The following is a 20,632-nucleotide window of genomic DNA, read 5'->3' as shown; positions in this document are numbered from 1 at the left end:
TCCACATCCCCCATCCCGAGCGTCTCGAAATATTCCACCGACGCCTTCTGGCACTATGAGACAGACCTTGCGCGGGCGAAGCAGCTGCTGGCGGCGAGCGCGTATCCGGCGGGATTTGAGACGCCGCTGTACATCCAGCCGAGCGGGGAGTCGCTGCGGTTTGGGGAGATTGTGCGGGAGGCGCTGAAGGAGCTGGGGATCGTGGTGGAGGTGCGGCTGCAGACGAGCCTGCCGTTTGGGCGGAAGGTGCCGATGTGGTTCAAGGAGGAGTGCGGGCACGCGCTGTATGAGCCGATGTACGACCTTGCTCACGACTATGACCCGCCGCCCGGGATGTGGGGCGGGAAGAATATTGTCCACCCGATGTGGACGGAGCGCTTGGCGGAGATCCGCAACGCTCCATCCGACCAGCAGCCGGGGCTGTACTTGGCGATCCAGCGGGACATTCTGGAGTTTGCGCCGTGTGCGCACATTGCGGAGATAGAGACGGGGTGGGTGGTGCGGGAACCGGTGGAGGAGTGGGCGCTGGGGCCGCACTTTTTGGGGGCGCAGACGACCGTCTGGTCGGCACACCGCCAGATCTTTGGATGGTGGTGATGCAGGCCTGCCGGGTTGCGGCGCGCTTTCTTCTGGGGAGAGAGAGATGACCGCTCCGCGCGATCCTGCCGCCGAGCGGGCATCTCGGCTTGCTGGGATGCTGCTTGTGCTCGGCCTCGCCGCAATCGTCAGCTGCGCCTTGCTCGCCTTTGGGCTCGCGCTCGCGCGCCCAGACGCGCTGGCGTGGCTTCGCCCTCGGCATGAGGAGCGCGTGCTCGAATTGCCGGTGGGACCGGGGCTTTCCCCGGGTGCGACCCCCGTTCCTCCCCAGTCGCCGACAGCAGTTCCGGCAGCGCCAACGGCCTCTCCTCCGGCGCTGCCGACCGCAACGCCGACGCCGTCGCAGTATTACATCACCTGTCAGGATGGCCGGCTCATCATCGGAACGGCGATCGAAGGCGCCTGCGCCGGGAACGGCGGCATTCTCTCCATCTCGCTCACGCCGCCGAACGCGCCGCCGCGCCCAGCCTCGAATGCTCCGCTCTCTTTCCTCGTTGTTCAAAGCGCTGCGCCGGGAGGGCAAGCCGCCGTGACCGTTCAAACCGTGCCCGGCGCCTCCTGTGCCATCACCGTCATCTTGCCGAACGGCGAGGAGAGCCCAGCCGCGGGCCTGAACAACCAAGCGGCCGATCGGCTCGGACGGGCAAGTTGGCGCTGGACAATCCCGCCGTCGTCGCCAACGGGGGTGGGGAAAGTGCGGGTGACCTGCGGCGCCTCGAGTGCCGAGGCCGACCTCCCAGTCGGCCGCTGAGCATCCTCAGCCGACCGACGCACGCGTTCCCGCTCGTCGGTGCCCAAAAGAGGAGAGGAAAGGGCCGCGCATCGCGATCCCGCCGTTGGGGTGCCGCTCGAGGTCGGCGGCATCGGCGCGGTTAAGAGCAGACCCACTCTCCCGACGCCTGCTGGCGACCGCCTCGAGCCGTCTGCCGCGAGGCGGTGCCCTGACCGTGCGGCGCAGGCACGCTCCGACGCGCAGGAGGGCGAGGGGGCAGCACACTCGTCGCATGACGCCGACGCCCCTGCTCCGCGTCCGCGCAGTTCTGCAGCGGGCGAGTGGATGACGAGGGAAGGTCTCCTCTGCCTCGGCAGGCGCGCGCTGGTGATCGCGACGATGTATGCTGACCGCGAGCGAGACACCAGCATGTGGGGGGGCAATGGCCACACTCCTGAAGCACTATGCCCACGCAGGCGAGCGGCGGGTTCACTATCGGCGCGCGGGCGACGGCCCGCCCTTGGTGATGATCCATGCCTCGCCGGGGAGCTCTTGGTCGCTGGAGCCGTTAATTGCTCGTTTGAGCGAGCGCTACACCGTCATCGCTCCCGACACCCCCGGCTACGGAGAGTCGTCGCCGCTCGAAGCAGAGGAGCCGACGATCGGCGATTTCGCCGAAGCGCTCGCCGAAACGCTCGACGCCCTCGGCGTGAGCCGCTGTAACCTGTTTGGCTCGCATACGGGAACGAAGATCGCCTTAGAGTTCGCGATCCGCTATCCCCATCGCGTGCGCCGGCTCGTCCTCGACGGCGTCGGCGCCTACCCGCCCGAGACGGTCCAATGGCTGCTCGACAATTACACGCCATTCTTCATTCCTGTTTCGGATGGCAGCCACCTCGTGCAGCAGTGGACGATGCGGCGGGATATGACGCTCTTCTGGCCGTGGTTTAACCGAACGCCGGAGGGGCGGCTGCTGCGCGGCGTGCCCTCGGATGAGGTGCTGCACGACCACTTCGTCGATATGCTGCGGGCGGGAAATCACTACCGGAAAGGGTATCGCGCAGCGTTCCGATACGATGCGGTCGCTGCTCTTCAGAAAGTGACGGTTCCGACGGCGCTGTTTACGCGCGCTCACGACCCGTTGCGGAGGTATCTCGATCGCGTTGGCAGGCTGCCGGACACCGTGTTGAACGAGATTGTCGACGACGGCGAGGACGGCGCGTTCGCGGCCAAGATCGTCGAGTTCCTTGGCGGGGAGGAGACGCTGCCGCCGCCCCCGCCGCCGCCGCCCGTGCCGTTCCTCGTGAGCGAGGTGCGCCGCGACTATGCGCTGACCTCGGTCGGCCAAGTGCTGATGCGCAAAAGCGGCGAGGGCCCGGAACGCCCCCTTGTCATCCTCCATGCTTCGCCCGGCTCAAGCCTAAGCATGGAGCCGCTGCTGCTCCGCTTTGGCCTGGACCGCCCGGTGGTCACGTTTGACAACCCCTGCAATGGCGACTCGGCGCCGCTCCCCGGCACGCCGGAGATCGGCGACCTTGCCGACGTGCTTCTAGAAGCCATCGATCAGCTTGGCTGGCCGGAGTATGACCTCCTTGGTTCCCATACAGGCGCCATGATCGCCATCGACATCGCCATCAAGCGGCCTGCTCAGGTCAAGCATCTGATCTTGGACGGCATCACGCTCTACGACCCAGAGAAAACGAAGTGGCTGATCGAGAACTATCCGATCCCGCTCCGGCTCAGTTCCTACGGCGATCATCTCATCTGGGCATGGAACCAGCTGCGCGACATGCAGCTCTTCTACCCTTACTTTGACCGGACAGCGGCGAGCGCGCGGCGGGCCGGGCTGGCAGACCCCGAGGCGATGCACCGGAGCTTCGTCGAGTTCATCAAGGGCGGGAAAACGTACCATAAATCCTACCGGGCGGCATTCGCCTACCCTACCCGGGAGCGGTTGCCGCTGATCCAGGCGCCGACTATGCATTGCGCAAGCCCGACCGACCCGCTGCGGGTTTTCCTCGAAGAGGGGAAACGCCTGACGCCGAACGCCGTCGCGTATGTAACCCATCCTCGCTCGACGCCGGAGGGCTTTTCCCATGCGGTCTCTCTCTGGCGCACCTTCCTTGCGGACTTGCCGCTCCCGGAGGAAGGACGCGTAGCATGAGCGCGGTGCGTCGGCTGTATATCGACGGTCGCTATGGGCAGCTTCATCTGCGGATCGCCCGGCCGCCCGCGGGCGTCACTCCCAAGCGCCCTCTTGTCTGTTTTCATCTCTCGCCCGGGTCAGGACGGATGTACACCGCCTTTCTCGAAGAGATGGGAAACGACCGGATTGCGGTCGCTCCCGATACGCCCGGCTTCGGCGAGTCGGACCCCCCTCCTGCGCCGCCAACAATTCATGACTATGCGCTCGCCATGATCGAGGTGATAGACGCGCTCGGCCTCGAGCAGGTTGACCTGATGGGCTATCACACCGGCTCGAAGATCGCGGTCGAAACAGCGTTGACGGCGCCGGAACGCGTTGCCCATCTGGTGCTCGTTTCAGCGCCGATCTATACCGACGAGGAGCTCGCCCGCCAGCGGCAGACGATGGGCAAGCCGGAGCCGCTGGCGGAGGATGGGTCGCATCTCGTCCGGCGCTGGAAGGCGATTTACGAGTGGCGCGGGCCGGGGATGACCCTGGAGATGGTGCAGCGCGAGGTCGCGGAGAGCTTGCGCGGCGGCGAACGGAGCTGGTGGGGGCATCGCGCCGCCTTCGACTATCACCACGCCGACAACCTGCCGAAGGTCGAGCAGCCGGTGCTCGTGCTCTGTCCGAATGATGACCTCGTCGAGCCGACCCGCCGTGCCGCAGCCTACATTCGGAACGGCCGGCTGCTCGAACTGCCGGAGATGGGGCATGGGATGCTCACCCTGCACGCTCCGGCGATCGCGGCGATCGTCCGCGACTTCCTCGACCAGGAGCGGTGAGGCGGCGCGTGAGCGCCCTGCTCGCCAGAGCGCGGGGACGGGACCCGGCGGTATTCCCCTCTCTTTGCAGCGTTGGCCACATGATGGCGCGCTCAGACGAGATGATAGGCGCAATCGAGCGGCTGGCTGCTTGAAATGCAGAAAGCCGCCCGCTTGGCTCAATTAATGACGCATTAGTGCCCAGCTGCCCGCATGTGCCTCTATTTCCGCACTCGGCATAGTGTGGATGGCTTGCAGCCCTCCTCTCCTCGCAGGGAATGCCCTCGTCTGTTTTCTTTGCAGGAAATCCGTTTGTGCGATCGCTGTGTCCTATAGTGCATCTTCGAGAGATCTCTAATGGAACGCTAATCTTGACCTCTTGACAGTCTGTTCGATCTGATATAGATAGGAATTGGCTGTCTGAAACGTACGGCCAATTCTACGAAAGGAGGTGGCGATGACGCTGGCATACTCGATCTTTAATGATCCCGCGTTTGTGACGCTGGATTATCTTGCCAAGCGCATGCTGTCGTCCTTTGGTGAGGGGGCGCGTGCGGAGATTCAGTCAGTTCCGGTAAATGTGTGGGAAGACCACGATAACTTCTATGTTCAGGCGCTGGTGCCGGGTCTGGCGCCGGAGCAGCTGAACTTGACCTGCCATAACTCGACGATCCGGATCAGCGGCGAGCTTGCCCCGTTCGAACGGGAGAATGCTCGTCCGGTCTGGTGCGAGTATGGGCCGAGCCGGTTCCAACGCGAGATCACGCTGAGCGCTGAGATCGATCCGAATGGGATCGAGGCGAGGCTGGAGAACGGCGTCCTCTGGATCACTGCGCCGAAGACAGCGGCGGCGCGGACGCGAGTGATCCCCCTGACGGTGGGGCAGCCGCAGAAGCAATTGGTCGCCGCATAGGGCGTCTCCCTCCCGCATCTGCCGGCCCCTCGGGGCCGGCTTTGCACATCCTGAAGATGGCAGTCGAGGAGGTGCTGCAGGGAGAGGGGGACGGTCTCTCGCCGATGAGAGGAGCTTAAGCGCGGCTTCCCTGCGCTCGAGCCGCGTCTTGCGGCAGGTCCAGAAGAGGAGGCGCGCTCGATTTTGCACGGCATTACGAACTGTGGCGTGATGGGGCGAGATGGGCGGCAGCGAGGGGAGTGTCGGCTGACGATCGACGACATCGCGATATCGAGCACGATCCGGCTGCTGCGGTGCGCCTCCGCCGGCTGACCGGCGGCGTCCTCAGCCATCCCGCCGTGGTGGGGGGCACGTCTTGGTCGAGCCGACCCTCGGTGCACTGCGCTGGGCACTTCAGCAGGCCGGCGGGAGATGAAGGTCGGCTACCGATGTGCTGAGACGCCGATTTGGCGGCAGAATGCGCGCACTGGGCAGGTTGTGCAGCGCGGTCGGGTGCCGGTGCAGAGATATTTCCCAAACGGAACAAGGAGGCGGTTGATGTCGGTCCAATACTCGGACGGCAGCACCGCCTCTAACTGTTTCAGCGTCCCTTCCGGTGTTTTCGCGGCGACGTAGCCCCACCGATTGGTGATCCGATGGACGTGGATATCCACCGCGATCCCAGGGATACCGCAGGCGATGCTTAGGGCAAGATTGGCGCACTTGGGACCGACCCCGTGCAGAGAGCTGATAATCGCCTTGTCGCAGGGAAGCGCTCCGCCGAACTGCTCGACGGTCAGACGAGCAATCGCTTGGATCTGCGCTGCCTTTTGCGCTGGAAACGCTGCCGGCTCGAGGAGAGCGGTAAGCGTCGCGAGCGGGAGGGCACTCATTGCGGCAGGGGTCGGCGCCGCCCTGAAAAGCCGCCGCACGACAAAGCCGGTTACCTCTTCTTTGGTCCGGGTCGAGATGATGCAGGCGACCACTTGCTCGAAAAGGCTGCGATACCCCTCGTCGGCGAGTTCGAAAAGCACCGCCTTCGGCAACGCCGAGACCGCCTCTTGCACTCGGCGCATCACGTCGTGAATGTCGAAGGGGAGGTGGTTCTCCGGCATGGTTGCGTTTTCAGCGGAGGAGCGCGAGCAGCTTCGGGAGAAAGAGCAGCACTCCAATCGCTACTGCCGTGATCGCCGCAGCGATAACTGCCGCCGCACCGACATCTTTCGCCGTCTTGGCGAGAGGATTGTAGTCAGTCGTGATCATGTCGACGATGGTCTCAAAGACGGTGTTGATCATCTCGGTCACGAGCACGAAGGCGATGACGAGGAAGAGGATTGCCCATTCCACGAGCGACAATCCCAACCAGAGCCCGAAAGCGATCGCGCCGAGGCCGATGAGGCTTTGAATGCGGATGTTCCGCTGCGACCCGAAAGCGTAGCGAAGCCCGGCGAAGGCGTAGCGGAAGCTTTCGGCAAGGCTGCCCGCGCGCTTCACGAGCGCAAGGACTCGACGATAGCGTCCTGACGCGCTTTCATCTTCGCCCAGGCCTCTTCTTCGTCGTCGTCATATCCCAGAAGATGAAGCATACCGTGAACGGTGAGGAGAAGCAGTTCCTCGGCTGGGGAGTGGCCGTGCCGGGCAGCGGACCGCTCGGTGTACGGATAGGCGATAACAATATCTCCGAGATGGCACAGCCCCTCGGGCGGGACGACAAAGTCGTGGTCGCTGTAACGGAAAGAGAGGACGTCTGTCGGCGCATCGATCCCGCGATAGGTGCGGTTCAGCGCTTGGACAGTCGCGTCGTCGGTGATGCGCAGGCTGACCTCGACCGGCGGTCGTACCGACTCGGCGGCGAGGGTCGCTTTTGCCGCTCCGAGAAGAGCACGCGCGTCGACCCGCTCACGGAACGGCGCGTCAATCTCAATCGCGATGGAATAGTGGTCGTCAGCCATTCCCTTCGAGGCGAGCCTACCACGTGCGCGAAGGCGGGCGCAACAGGGGGTGCGAACGGAACAAGCGAGCCCCGAAGGAGAAAAGCTGTGCTATAGTACCAGCGGCTGGTTGAGCGCCTGCTTGACTGCCTATCCCGACGTCTTTCGCAGCGATGCGAATTCGTCGTCGCGGCATCGGCCGCAGGGCTGGATGAGGTATATCGACGATGAATGTGCTGCTGATTAACCCGAACATCAACATGCCGATTGCGGTTCGGACGTCGCCGCCGCTTGGGATCGCGTATATCGCCGCGATCTCGGAGCAGCTTGGGCACCGGGTGCGGGTGTTCGATATGCAGGTCGAAGACACGCCCCTCGAACGCTTGGTGGAGGAATTTCCGCCGGATGTCGTTGGCCTGACGGCAAACACGCCCCAAGTGAAGGCAGCATGGGCAGTTGCCGAAAAGCTGAAGCGGCTGCATCCCTGCCCGATCATGATTGGCGGCCCGCATCCGACAGTGCTCCCTGAGGAGACGCTCCGGCGCTCGCCGATCGACGCGGTAGCGCGGGGCGAAGGCGAAGCGACGTGGGAAGAGTTCCTGAAGGTGGTCGCGCGGACGCCGCGGCATGACACGGCGGCGCTCGCTGAGAACCTCGTCGGCGTGAAGGGCGTCTCCTTCCGCGGGCCGAGCGGCGATTTTATCCACAATCCGGAGCGGCCGCCGATCCGCGACCTCGACTCGCTCCCGTTCCCGGCGTACCACCTCTTTCGGAAGGAAGGGTATACCTCGCTCCAGCCGACAATGGACGGCGGGAAGGCGCGGTCGTTTGCGGTGTGCACCTCCCGCGGCTGTCCCTATCGCTGCACCTACTGTTCGCAGTCGACCTTCCCCGAAAAGTGGCGCGCTCGCTCGGTAGAGAGCGTCATCGCGGAGTTTCGCCACCTGATCTACGACCTCGGCGCGACCGAGATCGGCATCGTCGATGACTCGTTCAATATCGACCGCAAGCGCGTGGCGGCAATCTGCGACGCGCTGATTGAGGAAGGGCTCAACACCGTTCCGTGGCTGCTCATCAACGGCATTCGCTCGAACTTGGCCGATCGCGAACTGCTCGCCAAGATGAAAGCCGCTGGCTGCAAGCGCGTCGCCTTTGCGCCGGAGACGGGCAACGAGTTCATTCTCCAGCGCATCAATAAGAAGCACACGATGAAGCAGGTGCGAGAGGCATTTGCGAACGCCAAAGCCGTTGGCCTAGAAACGATCGGGTTCTTCATGATCGGGCTTCCGGGGGATACGGAAGAGACGATTGAAGAGACGATCCGCTTTGCGATCGAACTGGACCCGGATGTCGCCAATTTCTCGATGACCACTCCCTTCCCTGGCACGATCCTGTACAACGAGGTGCTGGAGAAGGGGCGGCTGCTGATGGACGACTGGGACGATTACATCTTCTTGGAAGGCAAAGCCCGCTACGAGCTCGATCTGCCGGCAGAAGTGATGGAGCGGAAATGGCACGAGGCGCACCGGCGCTTCTATCTTCGGCCGCGGCGCATCCTAAAGACGCTAGCGCGCCGCTCAACATGGCAGCAACTGCCGCGGCTGGCGAGCATGGCGATCAAGATGGCGATGCCGTACCACTCGCCGCGCAAGGAGCCAGCTCCTGAGGCCGTCTGCTAGCGGCAGGATGGACGCGAGCGATGACGAGCGAACGGCTTCGGGTCTCGATCGGAGTGACGGCCTACAACGAGGAGGCGAACATCGGGCGTCTCCTTGAGGCGCTTCTCGCGCAGGAACTGGCGACAGTCGAGATCAGCGAGATCATCGTGGTCGCCAGCGGCTGCACCGATCGTACGCATGAGATCGTCGAGTCCTATGCGGCGAAGGATCCGCGTGTCCGCTTGCTCGTCCAGCCGCGGCGAGAAGGCAAGACGGCGGCGATTAACCTCTTTCTCTCCCAGGCGAAGGAGGACATCGTCGTCGTGCAGAGCGGCGATACGCTTGTCCGCCACGACACGATCGAGCACCTGATCAAGCCCTTCTTCGACCCGACAATCGGGATGACGGGCGCACAGAAGGTGCCGGTCAATGCGTCAGACCAGTTTATCGGCTACATGAGTCATCTTCGCCTCCAACTGGAGCACCAGCTCTGCCTTGAGGTGCCTCGCCTCGGCGAACTGATCGCGTTTCGCAAGCTGATCGACGCGATCCCGACCGATGTCGCGATGGACGAGGCGTTCATGGAGGCGTTCATCATTCAGCGCGGGCTGCGCGTTGTCTATGCGCCGAACGCAGTCGTCTATAACATGGGGCCTGAGTCGATTGCGGAATTCATTCGGCAGCGGCGGCGCAACCATGCGGGTCATCTGCACCTGAAGCACAAGTACGGCTACAAAGTGGCCAGCCTCAACTCCGCCGTGGTCGCCCGCCTTGCGGCGCAGGAGATCTATCGGCTCCTGCGGATGGTGGTGTTTATCTTCACGGCCGGCGCGCTCGAGCTGTTTGCGCGCATGCTCGGCGCGTACGACTACTACATTCGCGGCCGGAAGCATGTCATCTGGGAGATGGCATGGTCGACGAAGCGGGTCGACCTGGAGAAGGCGTCGCTTCCGCCAGCAGTCGCTCCGCGCCCACCCGGTCTTCGTGAGGCGAAGTGAGGCCGCTGCTCTCCTTCCTCCTCCGCCTGACGATCAGTCTGGCGCTGGTCGCGTGGCTTATCGCCCAGGATAACCCGGCACGGATTGCAGCGGAAGCGCGCGGAGCGGATGTGCGCATCATCCTGCTCGCTTTCGCGCTCTACCTCCTTGCGATTGCGATGAATGCCTACAAGTGGGGGGTCCTCCTACGGGCACAGCGGGTGGAGGTTCCCCTCCGCCAGCTGCTCCGCTCGACGTTCGTCGGCCTCTTCTTCGGGAATTTTCTCCCGAGCAATGTCGGGGGCGACGCTGTCCGGGCGTTCGATCTCTCCCGCTCGGCCGTGAACGGGACCGCGGCGGCGACGTCGGTAATCGTCGACCGCCTCGTCGGACTGCTGGTCTTCATCGCCTCGGCAGCGCTCTTCGGAACGGTCGCAGCGATGTGGACCGGCGCGACAGCGCTCTGGCATGTTGCTGTCCTCTCGCTTGCGCTTTTCGCTGCGACCCTGCTGCTGTTCCTCGGGCTGATCACGCGGTCGGTGACGCGCCAAGCAAGGTATCTTTTCGTGCTTCTGCCGCCGCTCAACCGGCTGCGCATGACAGGCCGAACGGTCGCCGACGCCTTTGCCGCCTACCGGCGCGCTCCCGGGGCGATTGCGTCCGCCGCGGCAATTTCTTTCGGCATCCAGACGGTTACGTCGGTCGTCAACTGGCTGTGCGGCGTGGCGATCGGCGCGGAGGCGCCGTTCGTCTACTTCTTCGTCTTTAACCCGATCATTGCCTTTGTCTTGCTCGTGCCGATCTCGATCAACGGGCTTGGCGTCCAGCAAGCGGTCTATGTCTTCTTCTACGCGTCGCTTGCAGGGGTGATGAGCGAGGCGCAAGCCTTGACGATGTCCTTACTGATGCAGGGAGTTATTGTCGGCGCGGGGCTCCTCGGCGGCGTCGCTTGGCTCTCCGCACTCCGGCGCCCGACTCCTGCGGCGCGCGATGCCTCGGGCGACGACGCCGCGAGCGACCCGCAGCGGTCGCCGTCGCCGATCCGGCTGTGACACGAGGGTGAACGCATGCGCGTGCTCTTGGTAAACCCGAAGTCGAAAATCTGGACCTCGCCTGAGCTGATCCATCTCGGCTTGGCCTACATTGGTGGCGCGCTTGAAGAGCTGGGCCACACCGTGCGGATTTACGACGGCGCGGCGGAAAGTCAGCCGTATGAGGAAGTCCTCGCCGAGGGGTGGGACGTTGTCGGCGTCACGGCCACGACGCCGCAAATTGTCGATGCCTGGCACGCTGTAGATGCCGCCAAAGCGGCCGGCGCCTTGACAATCATGGGCGGGCCCCATCCAACCATTCAGCCGCTGGAGCAGATCGAACGGCCGAGTGTCGATATGGTGGTGCGCGGCGAGGGCGAGCAGCCAGTGCGCGAGCTGTTCCCGATCCTCGCGGAACTGAATGGCCGCCCGCTCAGCGAAGCGGCGGAGCGGTTCCGGCAGATCCGGGGGCTGACGATCAAGCTCGAGACAGGCGAGGTGATCCACAACCCTGACCGTCCCTTTCAGAAGGATCTCTCGACCCTCCCGCGGCCGGCCTTCCACCTCTTCAACGTCGAGAAGTACAGCAACCTCCAGCCGATGACCGATGGCTGGCGGAAAGAACGGTCGTTCACCATTATGACCTCGCGAGGGTGCCCCCACGCCTGCACGTTCTGCTCGCGCAGCGTCGAAGGACGGACATGGCGCCCGCGCAAGATCAGTGAGGTGATCGCCGAGTGGCGCTGGCTGATCGAAGAGTGCAAAGCGACCGAGATCGGCGTTGCTGATGATGTCTGGAATCTCCACCTCGCTCGAGCCAAAGAACTGTGCCGGGCGCTCATCGACAACAACCTGACCCATGTCCCGTGGGTCACAATCCACGGGATGCGCGCTGATGCCACCGATGAAGAGCTGTTCTTTCTGATGAAGCGGGCGGGATGCCGCCGGGTCGGGTTCGGCGTTGAGAGCGGCAATCAGGCCGTCCTCGATCGGATGAAGAAGAAGCAAACGCTCGACCAAGTGCGAACGGCGATGCGGAACGCGAAGAAGGCCGGGCTGCAGACGATGGGCTTCTTCATTTTTGGGATGCCCGGCGATACTGAAGAGACAATGGAAGAGACGATCCGCTTCGCTATCGAGCTCGACCCGGATCTTGCCAACTTCATGATCGCGACACCTTATCCCGGCACAGAACTGTATGACATCATTGTCCGTGAAGGACAGTTTCATGTGAAGAGTTGGGAAGAGCTCGCTATTCACAGCGACCGTGCTCATTTCTCGATCGGAGAGACGACGCCCGAGATTGTGGAGAAGAAATGGCATGAAGCCTACCGCCGCTTCTACTTGCGACCGAGCCGCATTTGGCGGCGGATGACAATGCTTGACACCTGGCGAAATCTACCGCGCTATGCTGCTGCTGCTCGGCGGTTTTTCCTCAATACGGGACGGCCTGAGTATGTACAGAGCGCGTAACTGGGAGATCAGATGGCGAAGGTCGTCCTGATTTATCCAAAGCGCGATGGTCGCGTTTTCGGCAGGGTTCCGGGGTCGCCGTATACCCTCATGCGCCTTGCTTCTCTCGTTCCGGACTCGATCCCGGTCGAGATTTGGGACGAGAATCGCGAGCCGATCCCATATTCGAATATCCGTCCGGGCGATCTTGTCGGCATCACGAGTATGACCCATTCGATCGACCGGGCGCGGGATATTGCGCTGAAGGTGAAGGAACGGGGGGGAACGGTGGCGGTTGGCGGCGTTCACGCCACCCTCTCTCCCGAGGACGTCGCCAAGTGGGCGGATATTGTCAATGTCGGCGAGGCCTATCGCACCTGGCCGCAAATCGTCCAGGATCACTTTTCGGGCGGCGCAAAGCCGTACTACTGCGACGAGGAATGGAACAGCCTTGAAGGCGTTGCTCCGCTCACCGATCGCGTCATCAAAATGGTGGCGGAGAACCGGGAGTACTGGACGCCGTATCTCGAGATCACGCGTGGCTGCCCGCGGAACTGCTCGTTCTGCACGGCGATTCGCGTTTCTGGTCAGAAGATGCGGCTTCGGCCAATTCCTGAAGTGATCGAAGAGATCGAGCGGCGGAAAATCCGCCGGTTCTTTCTTACTGATGATAATTTCGGCTTGAATTTTCGCCTCAATCCCGAATATACGGAGCAGCTGCTGCGAGCCCTAGCGAAGCTGCCGTTGACTGGCTGGACCGCCCAAGCGGAGCAGATGGTCGGGAAATATCCCGAATTGCTTGACCTCGCGCGCGAAGCGCATCTCGACAAGCTGTTTATCGGCTTCGAGTCGATCAATCCGAAGAACAAGCGCAATCTTGGCGGCAAGTCGCGCGGAATCCAGGATGAATATCGTCAGGTGATCAAGACATGCCATGATCACGGAATAGGCGTGGTTGGCCTATTCGTCTTCGGCTTTGACGATGATACCCTCGAAACGTTCGAAGAGACGTGGAAGTTCATTCGCGAGAGCGAATTGGACTCGGTCTCGGTGACGGTGCTCACGCCGTATCCGGGAACGCCGCAACGCGCCCAGCTTGAGCGCGAAGGGCGGCTGCTTGATGTCCCTTGGAGCTATTATGACACTTCGCACGTCACATTTATTCCGAAGCAGATGACTGTCGACGAGCTGAGGGAAGCCTACGACTGGTTGTGCAAGAAAGTGTACAGCCCCTATCGTATTGCCCAGCGAGGCTTGCGGTCCCTCCGCCGCTACCCCATGGCGCGCCGTGCCAAGAAGCTGATGGCCTCATTCGGCACCGATGTCGGCTACTGGCGCACCTACCGCTTCCGCTACGTCTCCTGACGGGAGGGACGTGGCGCCGCGGGCCCGCCCTCCGTTGGTGTCCTCCTCGCTTGGCTGGAAGCTGGCTGCTCTTCTCTGGAGGCACGAGCGCTGCTCGTAACCCGCTTCGGCGTCGCTGCAGTGCTCGTAGGGCTGTCGGTCTTGCTCTCCTCCTGCCTCTTTTCTCCGCCGACGCGCATCATGCTCGGCGTCTGGCAGCCGGGCTCCCTTCGTGAACTGGCTGCGCTCGAGGCGGCGGTCGGGAAGGAATTTGCCATCGTCCACTGGTTTGTCGGCTGGGGCGCGCCCGATGCCGGCTTCGACGCGGAGCGGATACGCGCTGTCCTTGAGCTGGGCCGGACGCCGATGATCACGTGGGAGCCGTGGGATTATCGTCGCGGCTATGACCAGCCGCGCTATCGCCTCGCCGCCATCCTCCGCGGCGACTACGACCTCTACATTCGGAGCTGGGCGCGGGGGCTGCGCGATATCGGCGAACGTGTCCTCCTGCGGTGGGGACATGAGATGAACCTTGGAAGCTACCCCTGGGCGGTGGGGGTTGCGGGCAATACCGCCGCGGAGTATGTCGCGACGTGGCGGCGGCTCCATGCCATCTTTCAGCAGGAGGGCGCCGTCAATGTTGAGTGGGTCTGGTCGCCCGGGGTGATCTGGCGGCCGGAAGCTGCCTTTGAGCCGATGTTTCCGGGCGACGATACGGTGGACTGGGTTGCGCTCGACGTCTACAACGCGGAGCCGTGGGGAGGGTGGCGCCCATTTCCGGAGATCGCCGAAGAGTCGTACCGCCGGCTTCTAGCACTCAGTCGCCGCCCAGTGATGATCGCGGAGATCGGGGTTCACGACGACCCGCGGAAATCAGCGTGGATCGAGGCGACCCTGCGCGACCTCCCGCGGCGCTTCCCGCGCGTTCGCGCCCTCGTCTGGTTCAACGAAGCGACGCACGGCTTTGACTGGCGGATTGATGCGTCGCCGGAGGTGCTCGCCGCCTTCGCGCGTGCCGTCGCGCCCGACTGGTACCTCTCGCGCTGGGAAGACCCTTAGCCCACGCGCTTCCAGAGAACGTACTGCCCTTCGCCGAAGCGAGTGCGATAGGGAAGGCGAACGATCTCGGTATAGCGGCCGCTTCCCTGAATGACAGGCTCCAGCTCCCTAGCAAGGGCGTTACTTGGTCCGTAGCGAAACAGGATGAGGTCGAACCAGCCGTCTTCAATCGCTTCACGCATCGCCGTTCGCCCCGTCGCTCCGTCACGGCTTGCTGGGTAGGGCCACGCGTAGGAGGGACCGACCCACTCAGTACTCACCCAGTTTTTGTCTGGCAGCAGCCCATAGGCGGTGAGGCGCACGATCTCGACCTCCTCAGCCAAGACCTTACTTGAGGGGGTCAGTTCGCGTCGCATTATTTCGGCGGCGCTCTGCCCATCTGGCCACTCGCTGTAGAGAAGCCGTGCCCCGCTGACGCCGCTGAAGGCGAGCAGGCAGATCACGAGACCGCTGCTCACCCGTCGGATCCCCAGCCCGAGGTCGCCGCTGCTCCCCCACCAGCGGGCGAGAGCAGATCCGGCAAGGGGCGCTGCGAAGATCGCGCCGTACGCTACGTGCTTCTGCAGCGAGACCATCTCGCCGCGGACGGCGTGATAGAGGGGCGCAAGGAGGAAGCCGCCGGCCAGCACCGCCGCGAGTAGCGGCCGCTGGCGTGCGGTCAGGAGGGCGCCGGCGGCGCTCAGGAGGCAGAGGCCGGCGGTCAGTTCCACGAACCGCTCGCGGAGCAGACGTTCGACGTCGCTGGGGCTGATGCGGGTCACCGAAACGCTGAAGGTGACGCCGTTCCGAACATCTTGCGCGAGCGAGCCGGCGAGAAAGACGAAGCTGAGCGCGGCCACTCCTGCCCACACGGCGAGCATCGTCGCAACGAGGACCATCGCGCGCCGCGCCCCTGCTCTCCGCCACGCTTCGGCGCCGAGCAGCGCGACGATGACCGGCACAAACATGAGCGCCGAATACTTGACAAGAAAGGCGCCGGCGACGAGCAGGGCGGCACCTGCTGCAAGGTCGAGCCCACGGCCGCCGCGAGAGTGCGCGGCACCGACAGCCATCACCGCAGCGAACGTCAGGAGGAGCAAACAGCCCGAATCGTAGGTCGCAAGCCGGCTGATGAAGAGCACCGGCGCTTGGAAGGCAAAGACCGCCGCAGCGAACAGGGCGCTTCGCTCGTCGAAGAGAAGGCGCGTGAGGAGAAACACGCCGAGCGTAACCGCAAGGAGCATAGCAGTGGAGAGCGCGCGCGCCGCCTCGAGCCCGCCGACCATGGCGAGAGCGCCGAGCGCCAAAGGCTGGAGATAGGGGAGGCCCGCGAAGTAGCGTGCATACTCCTCGGTGACTGGGGGGCCCCCGGTGAGCGCCTCAACGTACTGCCGCCCCGCATAGATGAATGTGGCCTCATCCTGAAAAGGCCCGTTCCGAAGAGCCGCTCCCAAGAGGACCTGGGCGAAGAGAAGTGCTGCGAGGAGCAGCGGAGCGACGAGCGTTGAGGGGGTCACCCCTCCCCAAGGCACCGGGATTGCTTTGCTCTGCACCCGTTCACCCTCCCATCCCTTTCCCCGTCATTGAGACGAGAGCACTATCGGGTATCTTAACGGCAGGTTTTGAGACCGAGGAGAGGGGAGAGTGACGGAGCAGCCGCCGAGCGAGCTGCGGGCGAAGGCCCTGCGCGAGTGGGAGGCGCACGTCGCGCGGCTTCGGGAGACCGTTTCGCGGCTGAGCGAGGAGGAGCTGTCGGTCGGGGTAGCGGGCGAAGCGTGGACTGTCGCCCAGATCCTGTATCACGCCGCGGCCGGGTTGACCTATCCTCGCGACCTCCACCAGATCGCCCTAACCACGCGCGAAGCGACATCGGCCGACATGCGGATCTATGACCCGCCTGTCGACGAGCTTCCATCCCGGGAGGAACTGCTCGCGCTCATCGATCAGCGCGTGGCAGCAACGCGCGCCTACGTTGCGGCGCTCGCCGAAGACGCATTCTTTGCTGTCACGCCGGTGACCATGCCGAGCGGCCGGCAGGTCGACGTCTCTCTGCCCGCCGTGCTCCAAAGCTCTATCGACCACCTGCGCGAGCATCTGGAGCAAGTGCAGGAGTGGCTGGCGCGTGGCCGGCCGGTCGAACGCCGTCTCCTCACCTGAGAGGGCTCAGGCGGTCGGCGCTGACCCGCGGGCAAGCCAGTCGCGGATCTGGGCGACATGCTCCTGCAGATGCGTCACCTGCCGCCAGACGCCGAAGCGCGAACTCCAAGTCGTCTCGCGGCCGAACGGGTCGCGCATCGTGTAGACCCGCCCGTATTCCTCCTCGTCGAGCGAGGCGAGGTGCTGCCGGAAGGCGGCCACCCCTTCATCGAAGGCGGCGAGCAGGTCCTCTTTCGACGCGCCGGCGGCCGCTTCGACCTTCGCTCGGTTCTCGGCGAACACCTCCGGGCCCAGCGGAGGACCGCCCCGCATCACTGCTTCGACGGCGAGCGAGAAATGGAGCGCAGCCCCCATGTGGCTGACGATCGAGGCGACGTTCCACGGCTCGCCGTCGGGAACGACCCGCAGCGACTCGGGCGAGAGGGCGACGATCACCGCACGAGCCGCCGCGGCATTCTCTTCAAACCACGCCACTGCCTCGTCGAGCCGCGCCGGGCCGAGTTGTTCGGTCACCGTCTCCTCCCTCGCTGTTTTTGGGGAGTGTAGCGCGAGAATGTGTAGACACAAGAGCCAATATCGAGTTGGACCTTGCAGGAGGATGAGGGGCTGATATGCTTCCCGCATTGGGAGGAGGAGGACGCGATGGCACTCGAGCTTGCCCCTCATGAGCCGCAGCCGACCCCGATCACGCGCGAGACGATCTATCAGGAGATGACCCCGTTTGAGCGCTGGATGTTCGGGCTTGCCCACACCGACCCGAAGCGGGCAGTCGAGGTCCTTCGCGAATGGGTGGAGATGTGTCCCGCTTATGACGGTCCGGCCGACCTGAGCGACGTTCTGCCGCCCGGCGCACCGATCCCTGACTTCCCGGCCTATTGGTTCACGCCGGTGCATTTCCAGCCGGGAGCGCATACCAATCCGCGCATTCCGCGGCTTGTCTACTTGGCGCGGACGCGCTTCACGTTTACGCGCGAGGAGCAGATCCGCGAACACCTTGCCCGCATCCACGCAGGACGAGCGCTCCGGCGCGTCCTCGACATCGGCACGGGCACTGGCACGACCGCCTTCGCCTTCGCCGAGCTGTGGCCGGAGGCTGAAGTGATCGGCATCGACCTCTCAGCGCCGTATATTCGGTTCGCCCGCCAGTGGGCAGCCGACCGCGGCGTCCGCAACGTGCAGTTCTACCTTCAGAACGCCCAACGGACCGTCTTTCCCGACGCCAGCTTCGACGTCGTCCATTTCACGTACGTCCTCCACGAAATGCCGGCAGCGGATGCGCGCGCGATCCTCGCCGAGATGTTTCGGCTTATTCGCCCCGGCGGGGCGCTGAGCGCGATGGAAGTGCTGTACGACGACACCGAAGAAGCGCGCGCTGCCCGGGCGGCGCGCGGCGCAGCCGGCCCCGAGCCGTTCCTCCCCGAGTACATGGCGCTCGACCTCGAACGCGCCATCGCCGCAGCGGGGTTCCGCAACGTCACTCGTCACGCTGCCTATGAGGATGGGATGGTCATCACGGCCGAGCGGCCAGAGTGAGGGGTGGCGCGCCTCGTCCTTTCCCGCGCTGTCGCGCGCGACTCGCGCGAGTGGCAGCAGTGGTGCGCTCGCGCCGATGCTGCTGGGCGCGGGGGCGTCGCCGTCGCCGATACCGCGGGCGCTGACTGCTTTGTCGACGCGGCGCTTGCCGCCGCCGTCACCGAGCGGATTCCGGTGCGCGTCCTCATTGCTCTCCCTGTCCGCTCCCCGCTGCAGACGGCGACTGCAGCGGCCTCGCTGCTTACCGTAACCGGCCGCGGTCGATTTACGCTTGGCCTCGGCCCGGGCAGCGAGCCGGTGATCGAGGAAGGGCACGGCGGCGTGTTCGCGCCTCCCCTTGCGCGGCTGCGCGACTACGCTGCTGCAGTCGCGGCGCTGCTGCGCAGCCCGGCCGGCGAGCCCGTTCGCTACGTGGGCCGGTTCTTCCGGGCTGCCGGCGTCGGCTACGGCCTCTCCCCTCGCGACTTGCCGATCGTGCTCGCTGCCAGCGGCCCGCAGATGGTTCGCCTCGCCTGCGCCCATGGCGACGGGCTCGCCCTTCATCTCCTCACTGCCCGTTCGGTGCTGCAGCAGCGCGCTGCGCTCGCGCGCTCCCTCCGCCCGGAGGAGTTTCCGATCTCGGCGGGCATGCTGACCTCCGTCCATGACGACTTGGATGAAGCGATGCGGCGCGCGCGCCTCGAACTGACGGCAGGGCTGGCGATCCCCCGCTTCCTGCCCCGCCTCGCCGAACTGAGCGGGCAGCAGCTCGCCGCCGAGTTCTCTCGCGCCGTTCGCGAGGGACGGTATCGCGATGCCGCGCAGCTCCTCGATGACTCCATCGTTCGGCAGTTTGTCATCGTCTGTCGTCCGCGCGACCTTGCCGCGGCTGTCGAGTCGTTCGACTTCGTCGACACGCTTTCGCCCGTGCCGGTGGGGCAGTTTGCTCTCGCCGTCCCGGCGCTCGGGTTTGCGCCAGAAGAGTGGCGCGAAAGCCAAGCCCGGGTCGCTGCGGCGGTGGTCGGCAGCTAACGCCGGCCGCCGGGGGCGCGTGGGCGGGGAGCACCAGTAGGAACGCGTGCCCCGTGCGGGCAGAAAGGGCGCGCTGCAGATGGCCCGCTTGCGCGAACGTTCGGCCCGCCTCTGCTCGCCTCGGAGTGGCGGGTGACCTAACAGGGAACTGCCCGCAGTCCCCGCGCCGAAAGGATCACAGCCGCGGGAGCGCTTCTCTGCTCCTGCCCTCCAGCGCGGCTCGGGCGGCGTTCCCTCGGGAGGAGGGAGGACGCCAAGCCGTCTCGCCGTGAGCGCGTGACCGGCGCTCGGAGTACACTAGCGCCACGCGCCCTCGCAATCGAAGCACTGAGGAGGACATATGGTTTCTCCCCTAGCACAGAGCGGCAACCTTCTCGATCGGGTGGGGCGGGTGCTGCGGCTCGACCGGGCGGTATTCAACGAGGTTGAGGCTGATTCGACGGCCACCGGGCAGGCGTGGACTATCGTCCTTGTTGCGGCGGTCTCGATGGCGCTCGCCGGCTTTATTCAGGAGGTGCTGGGCGGCCTGCGCTTCGGCAATGCTGTCATCGCGCTGGTCAACGGCTTTCTCGCCGCTGTCATCGGCTTTGTGGTGTGGGCGGTCGTCGTCCAGTTCATCGGCACGCGGCTTTTTGGCGGAACGGCATCCCTCGGCGAAATGATCCGAACGCTCGGATTCGCCTACTCTCCGAACATCTTCTCCATTCTCTCCGGGATCCCGCTCCTCGGCATCGCGGTCAGCCTCGTCCTGTTCGTCTGGGTTGTGCTCACCGGCTTCTTCGCTGTCCGCGAGGGGCTGGACCTCGATACAACGAAGGCGATCCTAACCATCGTCATCAGCCTCATCATCGTGCTGGTGGTGACATTCCTGATCGCGTCTGTTTTCACGCTTTTCGCTCTCGTGCTGGGAGTTGGAGGAATGGGCTTCCGCTGGGGGATGGTGTGAACCATCAAGAAGAGCCAGTCACGGTGGAAGTTGCGCTCGAGCCGGGCGCCGCGCTGTCCCAGCGCGTCCTAACAGTCCGCGTAACGATCGCGCCCGGCTATCACCTCTATGCCGAACCAGTGCCCGAGGGCTTTGTTCCGCTCTCGGTGCACCTCGACCCGGCCAGCGCGGTCGTCGTCGGCCGCCCCGAGTGGCCGGTGGCAGAGCGGCTCGCGGTCGAGGATGTGCCCGACCAGTTTTGGGTCTACCACGGGCAGGTGGTCGGCCGGCTACCGATCGAGCCGAAAGCGGCGGTCGTTGAAGGCGAGGTCGCCTACCAGGTGTGCACGGAGACGACCTGTTTTCTGCCGGCGCGCGTTGCTTTTCGCCTTCCGTTGGAGCGCAGTTGAGCCACACTGTTGCGG

General features: G+C 64.5%; 21 protein-coding genes. 16 read left to right on the top strand and 5 right to left on the bottom strand.

The window, feature by feature from the left end:
- The 5 genes from NZ773_09690 to NZ773_09670 all read left to right on the top strand — a co-directional run.
- Positions 1-597, top strand: a 597-nt coding sequence (locus NZ773_09690) for a hypothetical protein (GenBank protein MCS6802194.1), incomplete at its 5' end; no start/stop codon positions are given.
- 46 nt (positions 598-643) lie between these two features.
- On the top strand, positions 644-1,348 hold the full coding sequence (locus NZ773_09685) for a hypothetical protein (GenBank protein MCS6802193.1): 705 nt from the start codon (positions 644-646) through the stop codon (positions 1,346-1,348).
- A 403-nt stretch (positions 1,349-1,751) separates the two neighbouring features.
- Entirely contained in the window at positions 1,752-3,473 is a 1,722-nt protein-coding gene (locus NZ773_09680; GenBank protein MCS6802192.1) for an alpha/beta hydrolase, read from the top strand.
- Positions 3,470-4,279, top strand: coding sequence for an alpha/beta hydrolase (locus NZ773_09675; GenBank protein MCS6802191.1), 810 nt, complete (start codon positions 3,470-3,472; stop codon positions 4,277-4,279). Before NZ773_09680 ends, NZ773_09675 begins: the two co-directional genes overlap by 4 nt.
- A 436-nt stretch (positions 4,280-4,715) precedes the next feature.
- Positions 4,716-5,171, top strand: a complete 456-nt coding sequence (locus NZ773_09670; protein MCS6802190.1) for an Hsp20/alpha crystallin family protein — start codon at positions 4,716-4,718, stop codon at positions 5,169-5,171.
- A 422-nt stretch (positions 5,172-5,593) separates the two neighbouring features.
- Here the strand turns inward: NZ773_09670 and NZ773_09665 are convergent, their stop codons facing one another.
- The 3 genes from NZ773_09665 to ybeY are packed head-to-tail and all read right to left on the bottom strand — an operon-like array spanning position 5,594 to position 7,102.
- The gene (locus NZ773_09665; protein MCS6802189.1) at positions 5,594-6,265 is read right to left on the bottom strand and encodes an endonuclease III; all 672 of its coding nucleotides are present in this window, start codon (positions 6,263-6,265) and stop codon (positions 5,594-5,596) included.
- A gap of 10 nt (positions 6,266-6,275) precedes the next feature.
- Entirely contained in the window at positions 6,276-6,644 is a 369-nt protein-coding gene (locus NZ773_09660) for a diacylglycerol kinase family protein (protein MCS6802188.1), read from the bottom strand.
- Positions 6,641-7,102, bottom strand: a complete 462-nt coding sequence (gene ybeY / locus NZ773_09655) for an rRNA maturation RNase YbeY (GenBank protein ID MCS6802187.1) — start codon at positions 7,100-7,102, stop codon at positions 6,641-6,643. Before ybeY ends, NZ773_09660 begins: the two co-directional genes overlap by 4 nt.
- Positions 7,103-7,308: 206 nt before the next feature.
- On the opposite strand from ybeY, the gene NZ773_09650 reads away from it, so the two are divergent.
- The 6 genes from NZ773_09650 (at position 7,309) to NZ773_09625 (ending at position 14,602) form a co-directional block, all read left to right on the top strand.
- Positions 7,309-8,760 (top strand): B12-binding domain-containing radical SAM protein, encoded by a 1,452-nt coding sequence (locus NZ773_09650; GenBank protein MCS6802186.1) that lies wholly within the window; start codon positions 7,309-7,311, stop codon positions 8,758-8,760.
- A 20-nt stretch (positions 8,761-8,780) separates the two neighbouring features.
- On the top strand, positions 8,781-9,737 hold the full coding sequence (locus NZ773_09645) for a glycosyltransferase (protein ID MCS6802185.1): 957 nt from the start codon (positions 8,781-8,783) through the stop codon (positions 9,735-9,737).
- Entirely contained in the window at positions 9,734-10,768 is a 1,035-nt protein-coding gene (locus NZ773_09640; GenBank protein ID MCS6802184.1) for a flippase-like domain-containing protein, read from the top strand. The genes NZ773_09645 and NZ773_09640 overlap by 4 nt, the downstream gene beginning before the upstream one ends.
- A 15-nt stretch (positions 10,769-10,783) precedes the next feature.
- On the top strand, positions 10,784-12,220 hold the full coding sequence (locus NZ773_09635) for a B12-binding domain-containing radical SAM protein (protein ID MCS6802183.1): 1,437 nt from the start codon (positions 10,784-10,786) through the stop codon (positions 12,218-12,220).
- A 12-nt stretch (positions 12,221-12,232) separates the two neighbouring features.
- Positions 12,233-13,564: a B12-binding domain-containing radical SAM protein gene (locus NZ773_09630; protein ID MCS6802182.1), complete on the top strand. Its 1,332-nt coding sequence runs from the start codon at positions 12,233-12,235 to the stop codon at positions 13,562-13,564.
- Between the two features lie 120 nt (positions 13,565-13,684).
- Positions 13,685-14,602, top strand: coding sequence for a glycosyl hydrolase (locus tag NZ773_09625; GenBank protein ID MCS6802181.1), 918 nt, complete (start codon positions 13,685-13,687; stop codon positions 14,600-14,602).
- Here NZ773_09625 and NZ773_09620 read toward each other — a convergent pair.
- On the bottom strand, positions 14,599-16,134 hold the full coding sequence (locus NZ773_09620; GenBank protein MCS6802180.1) for a glycosyltransferase family 39 protein: 1,536 nt from the start codon (positions 16,132-16,134) through the stop codon (positions 14,599-14,601). The two genes, NZ773_09625 and NZ773_09620, sit on opposite strands and share 4 nt — an antisense overlap.
- A 91-nt stretch (positions 16,135-16,225) precedes the next feature.
- On the opposite strand from NZ773_09620, the gene NZ773_09615 reads away from it, so the two are divergent.
- Positions 16,226-16,738 carry a DinB family protein gene (locus NZ773_09615; GenBank protein MCS6802179.1) on the top strand — a complete coding sequence of 171 codons (513 nt, stop codon included), beginning with the start codon at positions 16,226-16,228 and terminating at the stop codon, positions 16,736-16,738.
- Positions 16,739-16,744: 6 nt separating this feature from the next.
- Here NZ773_09615 and NZ773_09610 read toward each other — a convergent pair whose 3' ends face one another.
- A complete protein-coding gene (locus NZ773_09610) occupies positions 16,745-17,251 on the bottom strand; it encodes a DinB family protein (GenBank protein ID MCS6802178.1) in 507 nt (168 codons plus the stop codon).
- Positions 17,252-17,380: 129 nt separating this feature from the next.
- On the opposite strand from NZ773_09610, the gene NZ773_09605 reads away from it, so the two are divergent.
- The 4 genes from NZ773_09605 to NZ773_09590 all read left to right on the top strand — a co-directional run bounded on the left by NZ773_09605 (position 17,381) and on the right by NZ773_09590 (position 20,617).
- Positions 17,381-18,271: a class I SAM-dependent methyltransferase gene (locus NZ773_09605; GenBank protein MCS6802177.1), complete on the top strand. Its 891-nt coding sequence runs from the start codon at positions 17,381-17,383 to the stop codon at positions 18,269-18,271.
- Positions 18,272-18,274: 3 nt separating this feature from the next.
- On the top strand, positions 18,275-19,282 hold the full coding sequence (locus NZ773_09600) for an LLM class flavin-dependent oxidoreductase (GenBank protein ID MCS6802176.1): 1,008 nt from the start codon (positions 18,275-18,277) through the stop codon (positions 19,280-19,282).
- A gap of 340 nt (positions 19,283-19,622) precedes the next feature.
- On the top strand, positions 19,623-20,228 hold the full coding sequence (locus NZ773_09595; protein MCS6802175.1) for a YIP1 family protein: 606 nt from the start codon (positions 19,623-19,625) through the stop codon (positions 20,226-20,228).
- On the top strand, positions 20,225-20,617 hold the full coding sequence (locus NZ773_09590) for a protein-disulfide reductase DsbD N-terminal domain-containing protein (GenBank protein MCS6802174.1): 393 nt from the start codon (positions 20,225-20,227) through the stop codon (positions 20,615-20,617). The genes NZ773_09595 and NZ773_09590 overlap by 4 nt, the downstream gene beginning before the upstream one ends.
- Positions 20,618-20,632 lie beyond the last annotated feature (15 nt).

The sequence above is a fragment of the Dehalococcoidia bacterium genome, assembly GCA_025054935.1.
In the GTDB taxonomy this organism is placed as follows: Bacteria; Chloroflexota; Dehalococcoidia; order SpSt-223; family SpSt-223; genus JANWZD01.
The sequence above is the reverse complement of the archived record's forward strand: the minus strand, read 5'-3'. Positions and strand labels throughout refer to the sequence as shown.

Excerpts from the sequence above, each read along its gene's own strand:
- NZ773_09685 (MCS6802193.1), top strand. The coding sequence starts at position 644 with ATGACCGCTCCGCGCGATCCTGCCGCCGAGCGGGCATCTCGGCTTGCT.
- NZ773_09665 (MCS6802189.1), bottom strand. The coding sequence starts at position 6,265 with ATGCCGGAGAACCACCTCCCCTTCGACATTCACGACGTGATGCGCCGA.
- NZ773_09595 (MCS6802175.1), top strand. The coding sequence starts at position 19,623 with ATGGTTTCTCCCCTAGCACAGAGCGGCAACCTTCTCGATCGGGTGGGG.
- NZ773_09605 (MCS6802177.1), top strand. The coding sequence starts at position 17,381 with ATGGCACTCGAGCTTGCCCCTCATGAGCCGCAGCCGACCCCGATCACG.
- NZ773_09635 (MCS6802183.1), top strand. The coding sequence starts at position 10,784 with ATGCGCGTGCTCTTGGTAAACCCGAAGTCGAAAATCTGGACCTCGCCT.
- NZ773_09675 (MCS6802191.1), top strand. The coding sequence starts at position 3,470 with ATGAGCGCGGTGCGTCGGCTGTATATCGACGGTCGCTATGGGCAGCTT.
- NZ773_09630 (MCS6802182.1), top strand. The coding sequence starts at position 12,233 with ATGGCGAAGGTCGTCCTGATTTATCCAAAGCGCGATGGTCGCGTTTTC.
- NZ773_09650 (MCS6802186.1), top strand. The coding sequence starts at position 7,309 with ATGAATGTGCTGCTGATTAACCCGAACATCAACATGCCGATTGCGGTT.
- NZ773_09670 (MCS6802190.1), top strand. The coding sequence starts at position 4,716 with ATGACGCTGGCATACTCGATCTTTAATGATCCCGCGTTTGTGACGCTG.
- NZ773_09645 (MCS6802185.1), top strand. The coding sequence starts at position 8,781 with ATGACGAGCGAACGGCTTCGGGTCTCGATCGGAGTGACGGCCTACAAC.
- NZ773_09680 (MCS6802192.1), top strand. The coding sequence starts at position 1,752 with ATGGCCACACTCCTGAAGCACTATGCCCACGCAGGCGAGCGGCGGGTT.
- ybeY (MCS6802187.1), bottom strand. The coding sequence starts at position 7,102 with ATGGCTGACGACCACTATTCCATCGCGATTGAGATTGACGCGCCGTTC.